Origin of the sequence: Micromonospora sp. NPDC048909, from assembly GCF_040649635.1 — a bacterium.
In the GTDB taxonomy this organism is placed as follows: domain Bacteria; phylum Actinomycetota; class Actinomycetes; order Mycobacteriales; family Micromonosporaceae; genus Micromonospora.
Window position 1 is genome coordinate 263,132 of record NZ_JBEZFU010000008.1, and the last position, 15,587, is coordinate 278,718.

The window sequence follows — 15,587 nt, forward strand, 5'->3', positions numbered from 1 at the left end:
CTCGGCTCGCCGCCGGGCTGCCGCTCGGTCTGAGCCGGCTCGACCCGGCCGGTCGGGCCGAGCCGGCCAGCGCCACGGCTTGCCCGTGCCCCGCCCTCCGCCTCCCTGCCGCCTGCGTTGCCGCAATCGCGAAGGAACACCTCATGAGCATCGACGAACCATCGTCCCCACCCCCTACCGCGCCCGAGAGCCGTTTCGCCCTCAACGAGGACTGGGCGGCCACCCTCCTCGGCCTGCTCCTGCTCGGGCTGGTGCTGCTCGGCGTCGTCCCCACCGGGCTGGTGCCCTGATGACCACCGACGCCACCCGCGCCACGGACCCGGGCACCCCCGCCGACGCGACCGACCGCAGCCCCGTAGCCGCCGACGCGGTCGCCGCTCCCACGGCCGATCCCGCCTCCAGGACCCAGCCCGACCTCACCGTCGAGGCCCGGCCCGTCCCCACCGTCGGGGCCCGGCCCGACCATGCCGCCGAAGCCCGGACCCTTCTCACCGATCAGGCCGCCGAGACCCGGCCCGATCCGACCGACCAGGCCGCCGAGGCCCGGCCTGACCCCACCGGCCCGCCGCTCGTTCCGGCCGGCCCCCGCTCCGGCGCCTTCTGGGCCTGGACCGGGCTCGGCCTGCTGATCGTGCTCGGCCTGGCCGCGTTGACCCGCTACCTGGAACAGAACGTGCCCGTCTTCGCCGAGGGCACCGCGCTGGAGGACGTCGCCGCCGCGATCGAGTACCCGGTCTACGCCATCCTGCTCGGCCTGCTCGGCAACGCGGCGGTCACGCTGTCCGGGCTGCGCGACAGGATCGCCGCCGCGTTCCGCACCGAGTTCTTCATCAAGACCGGCCTCGTCCTGCTCGGCGCCTCGATCAACCTCGCGGTCATCGCCAGCGCCGCCGGCCCCGCGATCGCCCAGGCGGTTCTGCTGATCAGCGGGGTGTTCCTGTTCACCTGGTGGCTCGCCGGCCGGCTCGGGCTGGACGACAAGCTGCGCGCGCTGCTCGCCTCCGCCGTGTCGATCTGCGGGGTCAGCGCCGCGATCGCCGCCGCCGGGGCGGTGCGCGCCCGGCGGGAGCAGTTGGCGTACGCCGCGAGCCTGGTCATCGTCTTCGCGCTGCCGTCCATCTTCATCCTGCCCTGGCTGGCCGACGTGCTCGGGTTGGAGCCGGCGGTGGCCGGTGCCTGGATCGGCGGCAACATCGACACCACGGCGGCGGTGACCGCGGCCGGGGCGCTCGCCGGGGAGGAGGCGCTCCAGATCGCCAGCATCGTCAAGGTCACCCAGAACGCGTTGATGGGCGTGGTGGCGGTGGCCCTCACCGCGTACTTCACGCTGCGGGTCGAGCGTCGCCCGGGCGCGGCCCGGCCGAAGCTGGTGGAGCTGTGGCACCGGTTCCCGAAGTTCGTGCTCGGGTTCATCGCCGCCTCGGTGATCGCCACCTGGTACCTCGACGCGGCCGGCTCGGACGGCAAAGCCACCATCGCGGTCGTCAACGACCTGCGGGTGTGGTTCCTGATCCTGGCCTTCGTGAGCATCGGCCTCGAGGTGCGGGTGACCGCGCTGCGGGAGGCCGGCTGGCGGCCGGTGGCCGTGTTCGCCAGCGCCACGGTGTTCAACCTGCTGCTCGCCCTCTGCCTGGCGTCGCTGCTGTTCCGCGACTTCGCCGCCTGATCACGCCTGGTGCCCGGGGACGCATGCCTCTCCCCGGGCACCCGGTCGGCCGTCAGGGGGCGGCGAGCAGCGTGCCGTTCAGCGGGCGGCCTGGGAGGCGAGGAAGTCGGCCAGTACCCGGGTGTGCGTGGAGAAGGCGAGCTCGGTCGGTTCGGTGAGCACCAGCCACTCGGTCGCCTCCTCGGTGGGCGCCGACGGCGGCAACTGCTCGGCGCGCTGCTCGGGCAGCACGCCGAAGACCATCATGGTGCCGCCGGCGGGCGCGCCGTGCACGGCGAAGAGCGTCGCGTCCTCCGGCGCGGCGATCAGTCCGGTCTCCTCGCGCAGCTCCCGGACCAGCGCCTCGTTCCACTCCTCGCCGTACTCGATGAAGCCGCCGGGAAGAGCGAGTTGGCCCCGGGCCGGCTCGATGTCCCGGCGGACGACCACCACGCCCAGGCCGGCGGCGGAACGCACCGGCAGCACCGCCACCGCGACCGGCAGCGGGTTACGCCAGACCGTCTGCCCGCAGACCGGGCAGACCCGCGGCCAGCCGGACGCCGCCGGATAGGCGGACCCGCAGAACGAGCAGTGGGAGTGCGGCGCACCGGTCATGCCGCAGCACGTTACCCCCGCCCCGTCCCGCGCCGCCGCTCCTGGACATCTCGCTGGCTGACCTGAGCACGACCACCGTGCGCTCCGGGTCGGACAGTCGGCGGGCGCCCAAGGTCGCTCAGCTTCCCTGAGGTCGGGCTGTCACGCGGCCCGGACAGCCCGACTTCCCTGAACCCGAGTTGATCAACGGGCCGTTCCAGGGGGCGGCGAGGACGCCGGGGCTGAGGTGCGCCCGTCGAGGTGAGATCGACTCCAGGTCGTCGACGTGGCGGTATCCGGGAGCCCGGGATAACGCCACTTCGGCGAAACGGAGTCGATTATCGCGCCGCACACCGCACCGCACACCGCACCGCACACCGCACCGCGCGCCGCACCGCGCGGGCCGGGCCCCGCCGCGCGGGCGGGGCGGGCGGGTCAGGCGGCCGGGACGCCGGTGTAGAAGGCGGTGGTGCGGTCGGTGGCGCCGCGGGCGGCTTCGGGATCGGTGCCGGCGGCGACGCTCGCCTCGCCCCAGAGTTCGCTGCTGGCCGTGATGAACCGCCGCCCGTCGTCCGAGGCCGACCAGGCCTCGGCCTCCTCCGGTGAGACCCCGGAGCCGTCCCCGGCCAGGTACGAGGCGAGGCCGAGCAGGGCCAGGTCCCAGCCGACGCCGACCGCGCCCGGGCCGAACTGGGCCCACCGGTCGTCGTCGACGTGCGCGATGTGGTCGAGTTCGAAGCGCGTCCGGTCGCCGTCGAGCGCGGTGAACCGGACCTCGATCCAGCTCACCTCGCCGCCGAACTCCCAGGTGGCGGCGAAGCTGTTGGGTGGGTCGCACCGCTCGACGGTGCCGCTGGCGTTGCCCTGCAGCTCGTAGCGGCCGTTCAGCCGCAGGTCACCGGAGATCGGCATGAACCAGCGGGGGATGCGTTCGGCGTTGGTGCAGGCGTCCCAGACGTCCTCGAGTGGCGCGTCGTACGTCTGGCTGAGCGTGCTCACGCGGGCCTCGCCGGCCTCGAGCGTGCGGCTGCCGACCTGGCGGCGCACGGCGTTGATCTGCTCGGTCACGTCCATCATCGTTCTCCCTGCTCTTCGGTGGAGTCGGTGGATTGCTCGCGCAGCCGCCGTTCGCGCTTGCCGCGGGCGAGTTCGGTGGCCAGTGCGGCCAACGGCGGGGCCCAGAACCGGCGGAAGTGGTCGAGCCACTGGTCGACGTCGCGTAGCGGCCGCGGGTCGACCGCGTAGAGCCGCCGCGTCCCCTCCGGCCGGACGGTGGCGAAACCGTTGTCTCGCAGCACCTTGAGGTGCTGCGAGACGGCCGGCTGGGAGATGCCGAACTCGCGCTGGACCACCGCGCTGAGGGCGCCGGCGGTCGTCTCGCCCTCGGCGAGCAGTTCGAGGATCCGGCGCCGGACGGGGTCGCCCAGCACATCGAAGGCGTGCACCCGAGAAGTTATATCAGTCCGGGCTTAATTAAGCCAAGTCTGAAGCACCGAGCAGCTTGTCGAGGCGGATCGGCAGGTCACGCACCCGGACGCCGGTCGCGTGCCGCACCGCGTTGGCGATCGCCGCCGCCGTGCCGACGATGCCGATCTCGCCGATGCCCTTCACCCCGGACGGGTTCAGCTCCGAGTCCTCCTCGGGCACCCAGTACGCCTCGATCCGCTCGACGTCCGCGCAGCCGGTGATGTGGTACGTGGCCAGGTCGTGGTTGACCCAGTCGCCGTACCGCTCGTCGAGCACACCCTCCTCGTGCAGCGCCATGGACAGGCCCATGGTCATGCCGCCGATGAGCTGGCTGCGCGCGGTCGTCGGATTCACCACCTGGCCGGCGGCGAAGACCCCCAACAGCCGGTTGACCCGCACCTCGCCGGTGTCCGCGTCCACCCGGACCTCGGCGAACTGTGCGCCGTAGGCGTAGCGCGCCATCGGCCGCTGGGCACGGACCTCGTCTGCGGTGCTCGCCTCGACGGTCACCTCCTCGGCCGGTGGCCCACCGGACTGGTGCCGGAGCTGATCGCGCAGCCCCTCGCAGGCGCGCACCACCGCCCAGCTCCACGACGAGGTGCCCATCGACCCACCGGCGCCGCCGGCGGGGGGCAGGTCGCTGTCGCCGATCAGGATCCGTACCCGCTCCGGCGGCACACCCAAGGCGTCCGCGGCGATCTGCCAGAGCGCGGTCCGCGCGCCGGTGCCGATGTCGACCGCGTTGATCCGGACCAGGTAGCTCCCGTCGGGCCGGGCGGTGGCGGTCGCGCTGGCGGCCCGGGCCCGGGCCGGGTAACTGGAGGCGGCCACCCCGGTGCCGATCAGCCATCGGCCGTCGCGCCGGACGCCGGGCCGGGGGTCGCGGTCGGCCCAGCCGAACCGGCGCGCCCCCTCCGTGAGGCAGGCGACGAGGTTGCGGCTGCTGAACGGGTGCCCCTCGTCCGGGTCGACCGCCGGGTCGTTGCGGATCCGCAGCTCGACCGGGTCCACCCCGCACGCCGTGGCCAGCTCGTCCATCGCCGACTCCAGGGCGTACGCCCCCGGGCACTCGCCCGGCGCCCGCATCCAGAACGGCGTCGGCACGTCCAGGCGCACCAGGCGGTGGGTGGTGCGCCGGTGCGGGCCGGCGTACATGCTGCGGGTGTAGACGGCGGTCTGCTCGGCGAACTCGGTGAGCGTGGAGGTCTGGCTGATCGCGTCGTGGCAGACCGCGGCGATCCGGCCGTCCGCGTCCGCGCCGAGCCGCACCCGCTGGATGGTCGGGGTGCGGTAACCGACCGGGCCGAAGAGCTGTTGGCGGGTCAGCGCGAGGCGCACCGGTCGGCCCACGTGCCGGGCGGCCAGCGCGGTGAGCACCACCGCCGCCTTCGCGTACCCCTTGCTGCCGAAACCGCCGCCGACGTGCTCGGAGATGACCCGGACCGACTCCCGGGGTATCTCGAACAGCTCGGCCAGCGCGGCCTGCACCGCCGTCGATCCCTGGTTGGAGTCGTGCACCAGCAGCTGCCCGTCGCGCCACTGCGCCGTGGTGGCGTGCGGCTCCATGGGGTTGTTGTGGTAGGCCGGCGTCCGGTAGGTGGCGTCCACCCGCACCTCGGCGGCGGCGTACCGGGCGTCGAAGTCGCCCTCGCTGGTGTCGGTCGGGTAGCTCGGGTTGACCTTCTCCGGTCGGTAGAGACCCGGGTGGTCGGCGGTGAGCACGGTGCTGTGCGCCTCGGTGTCGTAGTCGATCCGGACCAGCCGGGCCCCCTCCCGGGCCGCCTCGATGTTCTCCGCCACCACCACCGCGATCAGCTGACCGCGGTAGTGCACGGCCGGATCCTGGAGCAGGAGCAGCTCCGGCTCCAGCGCGGGGGCGAGCCGGGGCGCGTTGCCGTGGTGCAGCACCGCGAGCACCCCGGGGACGGCCAGGGCCGGGTCCGGGTCGATCCGGGTGATCCGGCCGCGTACCGCTGCCGCCGGCACCGCCCACCCGTACGTCACGTCGTCCACGGGGTACTCGACGGCGTACCGCGCGGTGCCGGTGACCTTCTCCGGGCCCTCCAGGCGCGGGTGCGCCCGGCCCACCGCGCCGGCGCTCATGCCGCCACCTCGGCCAGCTCGGTCAGCGCGCGGACCGTGATGGCCCGGACCAGCGGCACCTTGAACCCGTTGTGCCGCAATGGGCGAGCCGCGTCGAGTTCGAGGTCGGCGGCCCGGGCGGCCAGCTCCGGGGTGAACGGCTGCCCGCGCAGCGCGGCCTCGGCCCGCCAGGCCCGCCACGGCCGGTGGGCCACCGCCCCATAGGCCAGCCGGACGTCGCGTACGACGTCACCGTCGAGGTCGAGCACCGCGGCCACCGAGCCGACCGCGAAGGCGAACGAGGCGCGGTCGCGCACCTTCAGGTACGCCGAGCGGCGCGCGGCCGGCAGCGGTGGGATCCGGACGGCGGTGATCAGCGCGCCGCGGGTAAGGGTCGTCTCCCGCTCGGGGTGTTCACCCGGTGACCGGTGCAGCTCGGTGACCGGCACCTCGCGTGCTCCGCCGACCTCGGCGACCTCGACGACCGCGTCCAGCGCGGCGAGCGCGACCGCCAGGTCCGACGGATGGGTGGCCACGCACTGCTCGGACCAGTCCAGGATGGCCAGGTCGCGGTTCTGCCCCTGCCGGGCCGCGCAACCGGTGCCGGGCTCGCGCTTGTTGCACGCCTTGGCGGTGTCCTGGAAGTAGACGCAGCGGGTGCGCTGCAACAGGTTGCCGCCGGTGGTCGCCATGTTGCGCAGCTGGCCGGAGGCGGCGGCGAGCAGCGCGCGGGCGAGCACCGGGTAGTCCCGGCGGACCACCGGGTGCGCGGCCAGGTCGCTGTTGCGGGCGGTCGCGCCGACGCGCAGCCCGCCGTCGGGCAGTTCCTCGATCCCGTCGAGCGGCAGCCGGCCCACGTCGACCAGCAGGTCGGGTCGCTGCACGCCGAGCTTCATGAGGTCGACCAGGTTGGTCCCGCCGGCCAGGTAGGCCGCCTCCGGGTCCGCGCCGAGCAGCGCCACGGCCTCGTCCACGTCGGCCGGCCGGCGGTAGCGGAACGCCCTCACCGGGACGCCGCCGACTCGATCACCGCGGCGACGATGTGCGGGTACGCCGCGCACCGGCACAGGTTGCCGCTCATCCGTTCGCGGACCTCCGCCTCGGTCAGCCGTACCGGGCCGGTGAGGTCGTCGCTGACCGCGCTCGGCCAGTTCTCGGCGACCTCGTCGAGCATTCCCCGGGCCGAGCAGAGCTGCCCGGGCGTGCAGTAGCCGCACTGGAACGCGTCCTGCGCGATGAATGCCTCCTGCAACGGGGAGAGCCCGTCCGGACCGGCCAGCCCCTCCACGGTGAGCACCGAGCAGCCGTCCAGGGTGACCCCGAAGATCAGGCAGCTCTTCACCCGCCGGCCGTCCAGCAGCACCGTGCAGGAGCCGCACTGGCCGTGGTCGCAGCCCTTCTTCGCACCGATCAGGCCCAGCTTCTCGCGCAGCGCGTCGAGCAGCGTGGTGCGGTTGTCCAGGGTCATCTCGCGCCGGGTGCCGTTGACGGTGAGGGCGACCCGGGACGAGCGCTCGGCGTCGGCTGTCGCGGCGTTCCCGGTCCCCTCCTGCACCGGTTCATAGTAGCTTTACCGGGTCTAAGCGGGAGAAATCCGGCAGGACGCTCCCGGAAGGAGGGAGGCCGGGTGCGAGCCGAGAGCGTGGCGGGCCTGCTGCTCGCCGCCGGGGCCGGCCGCCGGTTCGGTCGCCCGAAGGCGCTGGTCGAGTACCGCGGCGAGCCGCTGGTGCGACGGGCGGTGCGGCTGCTGCGGGCTGGTGGCTGCGCGCCGGTACACGTGGTGGTGGGCGCCGGCGCCGACGAACTGCCTGCGCTGCCCGACGTCGAGCTGGTCCACAACCCGGACTGGCAGCAGGGGATGGGCCTGTCCCTGCGCAGCGGCCTGGCCTCGATGCCCGAGTGGGTGGCCGCCGCCGTGGTGGTGCTGGTCGACCAGCCGCTGCTCACCCCGGCCGCGATCCGTCGGGTCCGCACCGCGCACGCCGCCGGCGCCACCGTCGCGACGGCCACCTACGCCGGCCGGCCCGGACACCCCGTGCTGCTGGGCCGCGCCAGCTGGCCGCTGCTGGACCGCTACGCCACCGGCGACCGGGGCGCCCGCGACCTGCTACGGGCCCGCCCCGACCTGGTCGTCCAGGTGCCCTGCGACGACGCCGGCCACCCCCTCGACCTGGACACCCCGCACGACCTGGCCCGCGCCGCCGCCCTCCCCGGCGATCACGCAGTTGTGGTGCCTACCGAAAGCCGCGAATGAGGCTGGGTCAGGCACCACAACTGCATGATCAACCGGGTGGGGAGGGGATCAGCGCCGCCACTTCTGGTTGGCGCTGCCGGTGCAGTCCCAGATCTGGAGGCGGGTGCCGTCGGCGGAGCTCATTCCGGTGGCGTCGAGGCACTTGTTGGCCTGGGGATTGACGATGTCACCGGCGGCGGAGAAGACCCAGCGCTGCGCCCCGCTGCCGTTGCAGTCCCAGAGCTGGACCCTGGTCCCGTTCGCGGTGCCGCCGCTGGCCACGTCGAGGCACTTGCCCAGCGCCCGCACCGAACCGTCGCCGGCCCAGGTCCAGCGCTGTGCGGCGGTGCCGTTGCAGGTCCAGAGCTGCACCGCCGTGCCGTTGGCGCTGCTGGCCCCGGCCACGTCGACACACTTGTTGCCGATGCCGACGATCGGCGCGCCGGTGCCGCCTCCGCCGCCGGTGTCCCAGGCCTGCACCCGGACGTAGTCGACCGTCATCGTCTGCGGGAAGACCGTGCTCCCGTCGGGCGAGCCGGGCCAGTTCCCACCGACCGCGACGTTCATGATCATGAAGAACGGGTGGTCGAAGACCCACCGGTTGCCGCGCAGGTCGGCCGGGGTCTTGCGGGAGTACTGCACGCCGTCGAGGTACCAGGTGATCGAGTCCGGCGCCCAGTCGATGGTGTAGGTGTGGAACGCGTCGGCGAGCGCCTGGCCGCCGGGCAGCGAGGTCTGGGCGCCGACCGCGTTGCCGCCCGAGTAACCCGGCCCGTGCAGCGTGCCGTGCACGGTGGACGGCTCGTAGCCCACGTTCTCCATGATGTCGATCTCGCCCCGGTCGGGCCAGTTGTTGCTGCTGGTGCCGAGCATCCAGAAGGCCGGCCAGAGCCCCTGTCCACGGGGGATCTTGATGCGCGCCTCGAACCGCCCGTACGCCTGCGCGAACGTGCCCGCGGTGAGCAGCCGGGCCGAGGTGTACTGGCAGCTGCCGTACCAGCAGGAGAAGTTGCTGGGGTTCTCCCGCCGGGCGGTGATCACCAGGTTGCCGTTACCGTCCAGCGCCGCGTTGCGGGTGCTGTTGGTGTAGTACTGCAGCTCGTTGTTGCCCCAGCCGCCGCCACCGATGTCGTAGCGCCACTTGCTGGCGTCCGGCGCTGAGCCGGCCGCGCCGTTGAAGTCGTCGGACCAGGTCACCGCGCCGGGTGCGGCCGTGGCGGGGGCCTCGGTGGTCGCGGTGAGCGCGACGCTGAGCCCCACGCCGGCGATGGCGAGCGCGGCGATGGCGCGAATTCTGCGCACGGGGAGCCTCCCTGCGGTCTCGGATTGTCCCCGGACCTCGGCCCCGCCTCGGCGTACCAACCGGATGAGAAACTGTGAAGACACCGGGGAGATTGACAATTAACAATCTATTCACCGGTTTGAACAGTGTCAAGAGAGCGCTCTCCGGCCGCTGGATCGACGGGGCTAGCGCCGGCGCCCACCGGCGAGCCGCCCGAGCGGGCCGGCGCGCAGGCCCTCGCTGGTGAGCGCGTGATAGGCGATCATGACGATGATGCCGACCAACCCGAGTACGGGATCGACGAACCAGCCGAGCAGGCCGGCCAGCCCGTACAGGAGCAGCCCGGTGATCGGGCGGGCGCGCTGCGCGCGGGCGTGCGCGACGTCGACGCCGGACGCCAGCAGCGCCGGGTGGCGGTGCAGATAGCCGAAGAAGAGCAACCAGGGTGCGGACATCAGGGCCGCTGACGCGGCGTACAACGCCACGGCCGCCCGCTGGTCGGCGGTGTCGCCTTCGGCGAACGCGGAGGCCAGTACCGCGGTGGGGAACGGGATGATCACCGCGCCGAAGAGGATGCCGAGGTTGATCCAGTTGAGCGCCAGGGTGGTCCCGCTGATCAGTCGCAGCAGCGCGTGGTGGTTGAGCCAGATCACTCCGATGTAGGCGAAGGAGACCACGAACGCCAGGTAGGACGGGCCCTCGTGGCCGAGCGCGGTCAGCAGGTCGCCGTGGTGGTATTCCGGTACCCGCAGCTCCAGCACCAGCAACGTGATGACGATGGCGAACACCCCGTCGCTGAACGCCTTCACCCGGTCGGTCTCGGACATCCTGAGCCCGCCGTCAGGCGGCCCGGGCTCCTCTGCTGTGGCCATGGCGGCAGGCTATCCGCCGCGACGACCACGGGTGGCGCATTGTCCGATTCGGACGGCGCGTCGCCGCCCGGGCGTCGAACAGATGGGGCGCGCGGTCAGAGGATACTGTGTATTATACCGAGTATGCTAACTCGGAGTGAGGGAAGGTGAGCATCCGCCACGCCATGTTGGCGCTGCTCACCGAGGCACCGAAGTACGGTCTGCAACTCCGCCAGGAGTTCGAGGCGCGCACTGGCGAGGTCTGGCCGCTGAACGTCGGACAGGTCTACACCACCCTGCAACGCCTGGAGCGTGAGGGACACGTCGAGTCCGACGACGCCGAGCGCGACGGCGCGCAGAAGCGCTACCGGCTCACCGCCGACGGCGAGCGGGAGCTGCACACTTGGCTACGCACACCCCCGCACGCCGGGCCACCACCCCGTGACGAGCTCGTCATCAAGGTGCAGGTGGCGATGCGGCTGCCCAAGGTGGACGTGCACGAGATCCTGCAGGCCCACCGCCGGCGGACCGTCGAGGAGATGCAGCGCTACACCCACCTCAAGGCCGACGCGGAGCCCGAGGACCTCGGCCTCGGCCTGGTGGTCGACGCCGAGCTGTTCCGGCTCGAGGCGGTCGTCCGCTGGCTCGACGCGGCCGACGCCCGCCTGCGCAACCTGCCGCCGGCGCCCGCCGCCGCCGGCCCCACGCCGGACGCCGAGGGTGCCGCCGGCGCAGCCGCCGGGAAACGTGCCACCCGCTCGTCCGGCCAGGCCCGCGCGGCGGGAGCCCGACGATGAGCCCGGTGCTCAGCCTGCGGCAGGTGTCCAAGGTGTACGGCCACGCCACCGCCCCCGTACATGCCCTACGCGCCGTCGACCTCGACGTCGACGCCGGTGAGCTGGTCGCGGTCATGGGCCCGAGCGGCTCGGGCAAGAGCACCCTGCTGACCATCGCCGGAACCCTGGAGAAGCCCAGCTCCGGTCAGGTGACCATCTGCGGGTCCGACCTGTCCGCGCTCTCCGCGGACGCCACAGCCGGGCTTCGTCGCCGCTCGCTCGGCTTCGTCTTCCAGGATCTGAACCTGCTCGCCGGCCTCTCCGCCGTCGAGAACGTGGCCCTGCCGCTCGAGCTCGACGGCCTGGCCGCGCGTCCGGCGCGGGCCGCCGCGCTGCGGGTGCTGGCGGAACTGGGGCTGACCGATCGGGCCGCCCACTTTCCGGACGACCTCTCCGGCGGTGAACGTCAGCGGGTGGCGATAGCCCGGGCCGTGGTGGGCGACCGCCGGCTGCTGCTCGCCGACGAGCCGACCGGCGCCCTCGACGCGGCCAGCGGCGAGGGCGTCATGCGGATGCTCCGCGCGGCGTGCAAGCGGGGAATCGCCGGGGTGATGGTGACCCACGACGCCCAGCTCGCCTCGTGGGCGGATCGGGTGATCTTCATTCGCGACGGTCGGGTGGTCGACCAGACCGCACCGCCGGCCAGCCCCGACGCTCTGCTCACCCCGGATCCGACGTCGTGACCCCTTCGCTGAGGACGCCCCGAGCCCCGTCGGCCAGACCCGCCGGTGGCGGATTCCCGGCCCGTCGCGCGGTGATCCGCTGGGCGGTACGGCTGTTCCGCCGGGAGTGGCGCCAGCAACTGCTGGCCATCACCCTGATCACCGTCGCCGTCGTCGGCACCACCTTCGGCGCCGCGGCGACCTGGAACCTGGCGGCGTCGAGCGACGCGACCTTCGGCCGAGCCGACCAGCTCATGCGGTTCTCCGGCGACGACCCGGCCACCGGCGCCCGCATCGCCGCCGCCCGGGAGTGGTTCGGCACCATCGACGTGATCGGACACCGGCACGTGCAGGTGCCGGGCCGGTTCGACCCGGTCGACGTCCGGGCGCAGGACCCGGCCGGCGCGTACGGCGCACCGATGCTCGACCTTCGGCAGGGGCGTTACCCGGACGCGGCCGGCGAGGTGGCGGTGACCGATGGGGTGGCGCGGGCCCTGCGCGCCGAGATCGGCGCCCGGGTGCGGCTCGGCGACCGCGACCACCTCGTCGTCGGGGTGGTGGAGAACCCGGAGAACCTCACCGACGAGTTCGCCCTCACCGACGTGGCGCACGCCGACGCACCGCAGTCCGTCACCGTGCTCATCGCGGGCGACCGGAGCAGACTCGACGCCTTCCGGCAGACCATCGACGGACCCGTGGTGCGGGAGTCCCGGCCAGCCGCGGGCCGGACCGCGCTCACCGTCGCGGCGCTCGCGCTCGCCGCCGTCGGCCTGTTGCTGGTGTCGCTCGTGGCCGCCGCCGGGTTCGTGGTGCTCGCGCAGCGTCGACTGCGCCAGCTCGGCATGCTGGCGGCGATGGGCGCGACCCGCCGGCACCTGCGGCTCGTGGTGCTCGCCAACGGCGCCGCCGTGGGCGCGGTCGCGGCGATCTGCGGCACCGCCGGCGGTATCGCCGCCTGGCTGGTCACGGCCGGGTTCGTGGAGACCGCCGCCGGGCACCGGATCGACCGGTTCGACCTGCCCTGGGCGACGATCGGGGCGGGCATGCTGCTGGCCGTCGCCGCCGCGACCGCCGCCGCGTGGTGGCCGGCGCGGGCGGTCGCCCGTACGCCGATCATGAGTGCCCTGTCGGCCCGGCCACCGACGCCGCCGCCGGCACGGCGGACAGCCCTGGCCGCGCCGGTGCTGCTCGCGGCGGGCCTCACCGCGCTTGTGCTCTCCAACGGGTCGAACCCGCCGCTCGTGGTCGCCGGCAGCGTCTGCACCGCGCTCGGCGTCCTCTTCGTCGGCCCGCTGGCCATCCCGGCGTTGGCCGCGCTGCGCGGTCGCCTGCCGGTCGCGTCCCGGCTCGCCCTGGCCGATCTGGTCCGCTACCGGGCGCGTAGCGGTGCGGCGCTCGCCGCGATCAGCCTCGCGGTCGGCATCTCCGCCGCGGTCGTGGTGGGCTCCGCCGCCGCGGAGCACCGCGCCCGGGAGGCGGCCGGGCTGGGCGATCTCGCCGAGAGTCAGCTGCTGATCCGGATCGGCCAGCCCGTCCCGGTGATCCCGGAACGCACCCCGGCGCAGCTCGCCGACCTCGACGCCGGCACCGACACGATCGCGGCGGCCATCGGCGCGTCCACCGTCATCCCGTTGGACATGGCGGTGGTGGCTGACTACACCGATCCCGGTCAGGAGGGGGGACCGACCGGCCACCCGGCCGTCGAGATCGGTGCCCCGGCCCCGCCCGGCCGCTCGACCACGTCCCACCCGCTCTACGTCGCCAATCCCGGGCTGCTGGGGCTGCACGGCTTGGACGCCGCGGCGGTCGGTGCCGACGTCGACGTGCTCACCACCCGCACCGGGCAGCTCGAACTGGTGAACATCCCCGCCCGCGGGGTCCGGCCGACGGTCCGGACGCTGCCCGCGCTCGACTACTCCTCGATGCCGGCTTCGCTCATCACCACCGGCGCGCTCGACCGGCACGGCTGGCAGCCCGCGCGGGTCGGCTGGTTCCTGGCGACCGACCACCCGCTGACCGAGGGGGAGTTGGCCGCGGCGCAGGACCTGGCCGCCGGGGTCGGGCTCACCGTCGAGTCGCGCCGGGAACAGTCGTCGCTGACGGCGCTGCGGACGGGCGCGACGGCGGTCGGGGTGCTGCTCGCCCTCGGTGTCCTGGCGACGACCGTCGGGCTGATCCGGGGTGAGGCGGCGGCCGACCTGCGGACCCTGACCGCGACCGGCGCGCCGCGGCGGGTACGCCGCACGTTGACCGCCACCACGGCCGGCGCGCTCGCCCTGCTCGGTGCCGTCCTGGGGGTGGCCGGTGCCTACCTGGCCCTGGTCGGCGCGCTGCATCGCGACCTTGACCCGCTCGGCTCGGTGCCCGTCGCGCATCTCGCCGCGACGACCGGCGGGCTGCCGCTGCTGGCCGCCGCCGCCGGTTGGCTGCTCGCCGGCCGCCTGCCGGCGTCGTTCGCCCGTCGCGTCCTGGACTGAGCCGTCTGGCGAGCGGGTTCGGGCCCTGGGTGCCGCCCGGCGCGGCACCCAGGGATCCCGGGCCCCGTCGGCCCGCTCAGGCCACCGGTGCGGCGGCTCCGGTCGTACCGGAGAGCCGCTGGTGGGCACGGATCAGCTCGGCGTAGCGGTAGCCGCTGGCCTTGACCGTCCGCCGCTGGGTGGCGTAGTCGACGTGCACCAGGCCGAAGCGCTTGTCGTACCCGTACGCCCACTCGAAGTTGTCCAGCAGCGACCAGACGAAGTAGCCGGCGAGCGGGACTCCCCGGGCGACCGCGGCGGCGCAGGCGGCCAGGTGCTGCTCCAGGTGGTCGGTGCGCTCCTTGTCCTCCACGGCGCCCTCCGCGGTGACCTCGTCGTGCCAAGCGGAGCCGCTCTCGGTGACAATGATCTTCCCGGGCCGGTACTCCTCGCTGACCGCTACCAGCAGCTGCTCCAGCCCGGCCGGGTACATCTCCCAGCCCATCGCCGTCTCCACCGAGCCGGGCACCGGCACCTGCCGGGCGTGCGGCGGAGGACCGGCCGGATCGTCGGTCACCACCTGGCGGAAGTAGTAGTTCACCCCGAGGAAGTCGGTGGGCGTGGCGATCACCGCCAGGTCGTCGCCGCGCACCGGCGGCTCGACGCCGTACGTCTCGACCATGTCGGCGGGGTAGCCGCGCCCGTGCACCGGGTCCAGCCACCAGCGGTTGACGTGACCGTCCATCCGCCGGGCCGCCGCCACGTCCTCCGGCCGGTCCGACGCCGGCTCGATCGGGCTGAGGTTGAGCACCAGCCCGACCGAGGCGGGTCGGGCCGCGTTGGCCCGCACCGCCTGGGTGGCCAACCCGTGCCCGAGCAGCGTGTGGTGCGAGGTGTGCACCGCCCGGGTGAGATCGCGGTCGCCGGGGGCCATCCGGCCCTCCAGGTGCCCGATCCAGGAGACGCAGAGCGGCTCGTTGACCGTGTTCCAGTCGGTGACCCGGTCGCCGAGGCGGGCGGCGACGACCGCGGCGTAGTCGGCGAACGCCTCCGCGGTGGAGCGCTGCGGCCAGCCGCCGGCGTCCTGCAGGGCCTGCGGCAGGTCCCAGTGGTAGAGCGTGACGAACGGCCGGATGCCGTCGGCCAGCAGGCGGTCGACCAGCCGGTCGTAGAAGTCGAGCCCGGCGGCGTTCACCTGGCCGACGCCCTGGGGCAGCACCCGCGGCCAGGCCACCGAGAACCGGTACGCGTCGACCCCGAGGCGGCGCAGCAGCGTCATGTCCTCCGGCCAGCGGTGGTAGTGGTCGCAGGCGACCGCGCCGGTGTCGCCGTTGTCGACGTTGCCGGGGATCGCCGAGAAGGTGTCCCAGATGGACGGCGACCGCCCGTCGGCGTCGACGGCACCCTCGATCTGGTACGCCGCGGTGGCGACACCCCAGAGGAAGTCGGGCGGCAGCTTGGACAGGTCCGGCACGGGTT

15 protein-coding genes are annotated in these 15,587 nt (G+C 73.7%); 6 read left to right on the plus strand and 9 right to left on the minus strand.

The window, feature by feature from the left end; all coding sequences use genetic code 11:
• Positions 1-143 precede the first annotated feature (143 nt).
• Together AB0C04_RS22645 and AB0C04_RS22650 are read left to right on the plus strand one after the other, a co-directional pair.
• Positions 144-290, plus strand: coding sequence for a hypothetical protein (locus tag AB0C04_RS22645; RefSeq protein ID WP_357057722.1), 147 nt, complete (start codon positions 144-146; stop codon positions 288-290).
• Positions 290-1,666, plus strand: a complete 1,377-nt coding sequence (locus AB0C04_RS22650) for a putative sulfate exporter family transporter (protein ID WP_357057724.1) — start codon at positions 290-292, stop codon at positions 1,664-1,666. The genes AB0C04_RS22645 and AB0C04_RS22650 overlap by 1 nt, the downstream gene beginning before the upstream one ends.
• Positions 1,667-1,744: 78 nt before the next feature.
• Here AB0C04_RS22650 and AB0C04_RS22655 read toward each other — a convergent pair whose 3' ends face one another.
• The 6 genes from AB0C04_RS22655 to AB0C04_RS22680 form a co-directional block, all read right to left on the minus strand.
• Positions 1,745-2,260, minus strand: coding sequence for an NUDIX domain-containing protein (locus tag AB0C04_RS22655; protein WP_357057726.1), 516 nt, complete (start codon positions 2,258-2,260; stop codon positions 1,745-1,747).
• A 414-nt stretch (positions 2,261-2,674) separates the two neighbouring features.
• Positions 2,675-3,316 (minus strand): SRPBCC family protein, encoded by a 642-nt coding sequence (locus AB0C04_RS22660; protein ID WP_357057728.1) that lies wholly within the window; start codon positions 3,314-3,316, stop codon positions 2,675-2,677.
• Positions 3,313-3,684 (minus strand): metalloregulator ArsR/SmtB family transcription factor, encoded by a 372-nt coding sequence (locus AB0C04_RS22665; protein WP_350870064.1) that lies wholly within the window; start codon positions 3,682-3,684, stop codon positions 3,313-3,315. Before AB0C04_RS22665 ends, AB0C04_RS22660 begins: the two co-directional genes overlap by 4 nt.
• Before the next feature lie 28 nt (positions 3,685-3,712).
• Positions 3,713-5,809: a xanthine dehydrogenase family protein molybdopterin-binding subunit gene (locus AB0C04_RS22670; RefSeq protein WP_357057730.1), complete on the minus strand. Its 2,097-nt coding sequence runs from the start codon at positions 5,807-5,809 to the stop codon at positions 3,713-3,715.
• Positions 5,806-6,795, minus strand: coding sequence for a xanthine dehydrogenase family protein subunit M (locus AB0C04_RS22675; RefSeq protein WP_357057732.1), 990 nt, complete (start codon positions 6,793-6,795; stop codon positions 5,806-5,808). The genes AB0C04_RS22670 and AB0C04_RS22675 overlap by 4 nt, the downstream gene beginning before the upstream one ends.
• Positions 6,792-7,343 (minus strand): 2Fe-2S iron-sulfur cluster-binding protein, encoded by a 552-nt coding sequence (locus AB0C04_RS22680; protein ID WP_357057734.1) that lies wholly within the window; start codon positions 7,341-7,343, stop codon positions 6,792-6,794. The genes AB0C04_RS22675 and AB0C04_RS22680 overlap by 4 nt, the downstream gene beginning before the upstream one ends.
• Before the next feature lie 72 nt (positions 7,344-7,415).
• On the opposite strand from AB0C04_RS22680, the gene AB0C04_RS22685 reads away from it, so the two are divergent.
• Entirely contained in the window at positions 7,416-8,042 is a 627-nt protein-coding gene (locus AB0C04_RS22685) for a nucleotidyltransferase family protein (protein ID WP_357057736.1), read from the plus strand.
• A 48-nt stretch (positions 8,043-8,090) separates the two neighbouring features.
• On the opposite strand, the gene AB0C04_RS22690 is transcribed toward AB0C04_RS22685, so the two are convergent.
• Both AB0C04_RS22690 and AB0C04_RS22695 read right to left on the minus strand, forming a co-directional pair.
• Positions 8,091-9,323, minus strand: a complete 1,233-nt coding sequence (locus AB0C04_RS22690) for a family 16 glycosylhydrolase (protein WP_357057738.1) — start codon at positions 9,321-9,323, stop codon at positions 8,091-8,093.
• Between the two features lie 165 nt (positions 9,324-9,488).
• On the minus strand, positions 9,489-10,175 hold the full coding sequence (locus tag AB0C04_RS22695; RefSeq protein ID WP_357057740.1) for a TMEM175 family protein: 687 nt from the start codon (positions 10,173-10,175) through the stop codon (positions 9,489-9,491).
• 146 nt (positions 10,176-10,321) lie between these two features.
• Between AB0C04_RS22695 and AB0C04_RS22700 the strand changes: the two genes are divergently transcribed.
• From AB0C04_RS22700 to AB0C04_RS22710, 3 genes are all read left to right on the plus strand, one after another.
• Positions 10,322-10,951 carry a PadR family transcriptional regulator gene (locus AB0C04_RS22700; protein ID WP_357057742.1) on the plus strand — a complete coding sequence of 210 codons (630 nt, stop codon included), beginning with the start codon at positions 10,322-10,324 and terminating at the stop codon, positions 10,949-10,951.
• Positions 10,948-11,673, plus strand: a complete 726-nt coding sequence (locus AB0C04_RS22705) for an ABC transporter ATP-binding protein (protein ID WP_357057744.1) — start codon at positions 10,948-10,950, stop codon at positions 11,671-11,673. The genes AB0C04_RS22700 and AB0C04_RS22705 overlap by 4 nt, the downstream gene beginning before the upstream one ends.
• Before the next feature lie 71 nt (positions 11,674-11,744).
• Positions 11,745-14,129, plus strand: coding sequence for an FtsX-like permease family protein (locus tag AB0C04_RS22710; RefSeq protein WP_357057746.1), 2,385 nt, complete (start codon positions 11,745-11,747; stop codon positions 14,127-14,129).
• A 76-nt stretch (positions 14,130-14,205) separates the two neighbouring features.
• On the opposite strand, the gene AB0C04_RS22715 is transcribed toward AB0C04_RS22710, so the two are convergent.
• Complete coding sequence (locus AB0C04_RS22715; protein WP_357057748.1) at positions 14,206-15,582, minus strand: GH1 family beta-glucosidase; 1,377 nt, start codon at positions 15,580-15,582, stop codon at positions 14,206-14,208.
• Between the last annotated feature and the right edge of the window lie 5 nt (positions 15,583-15,587).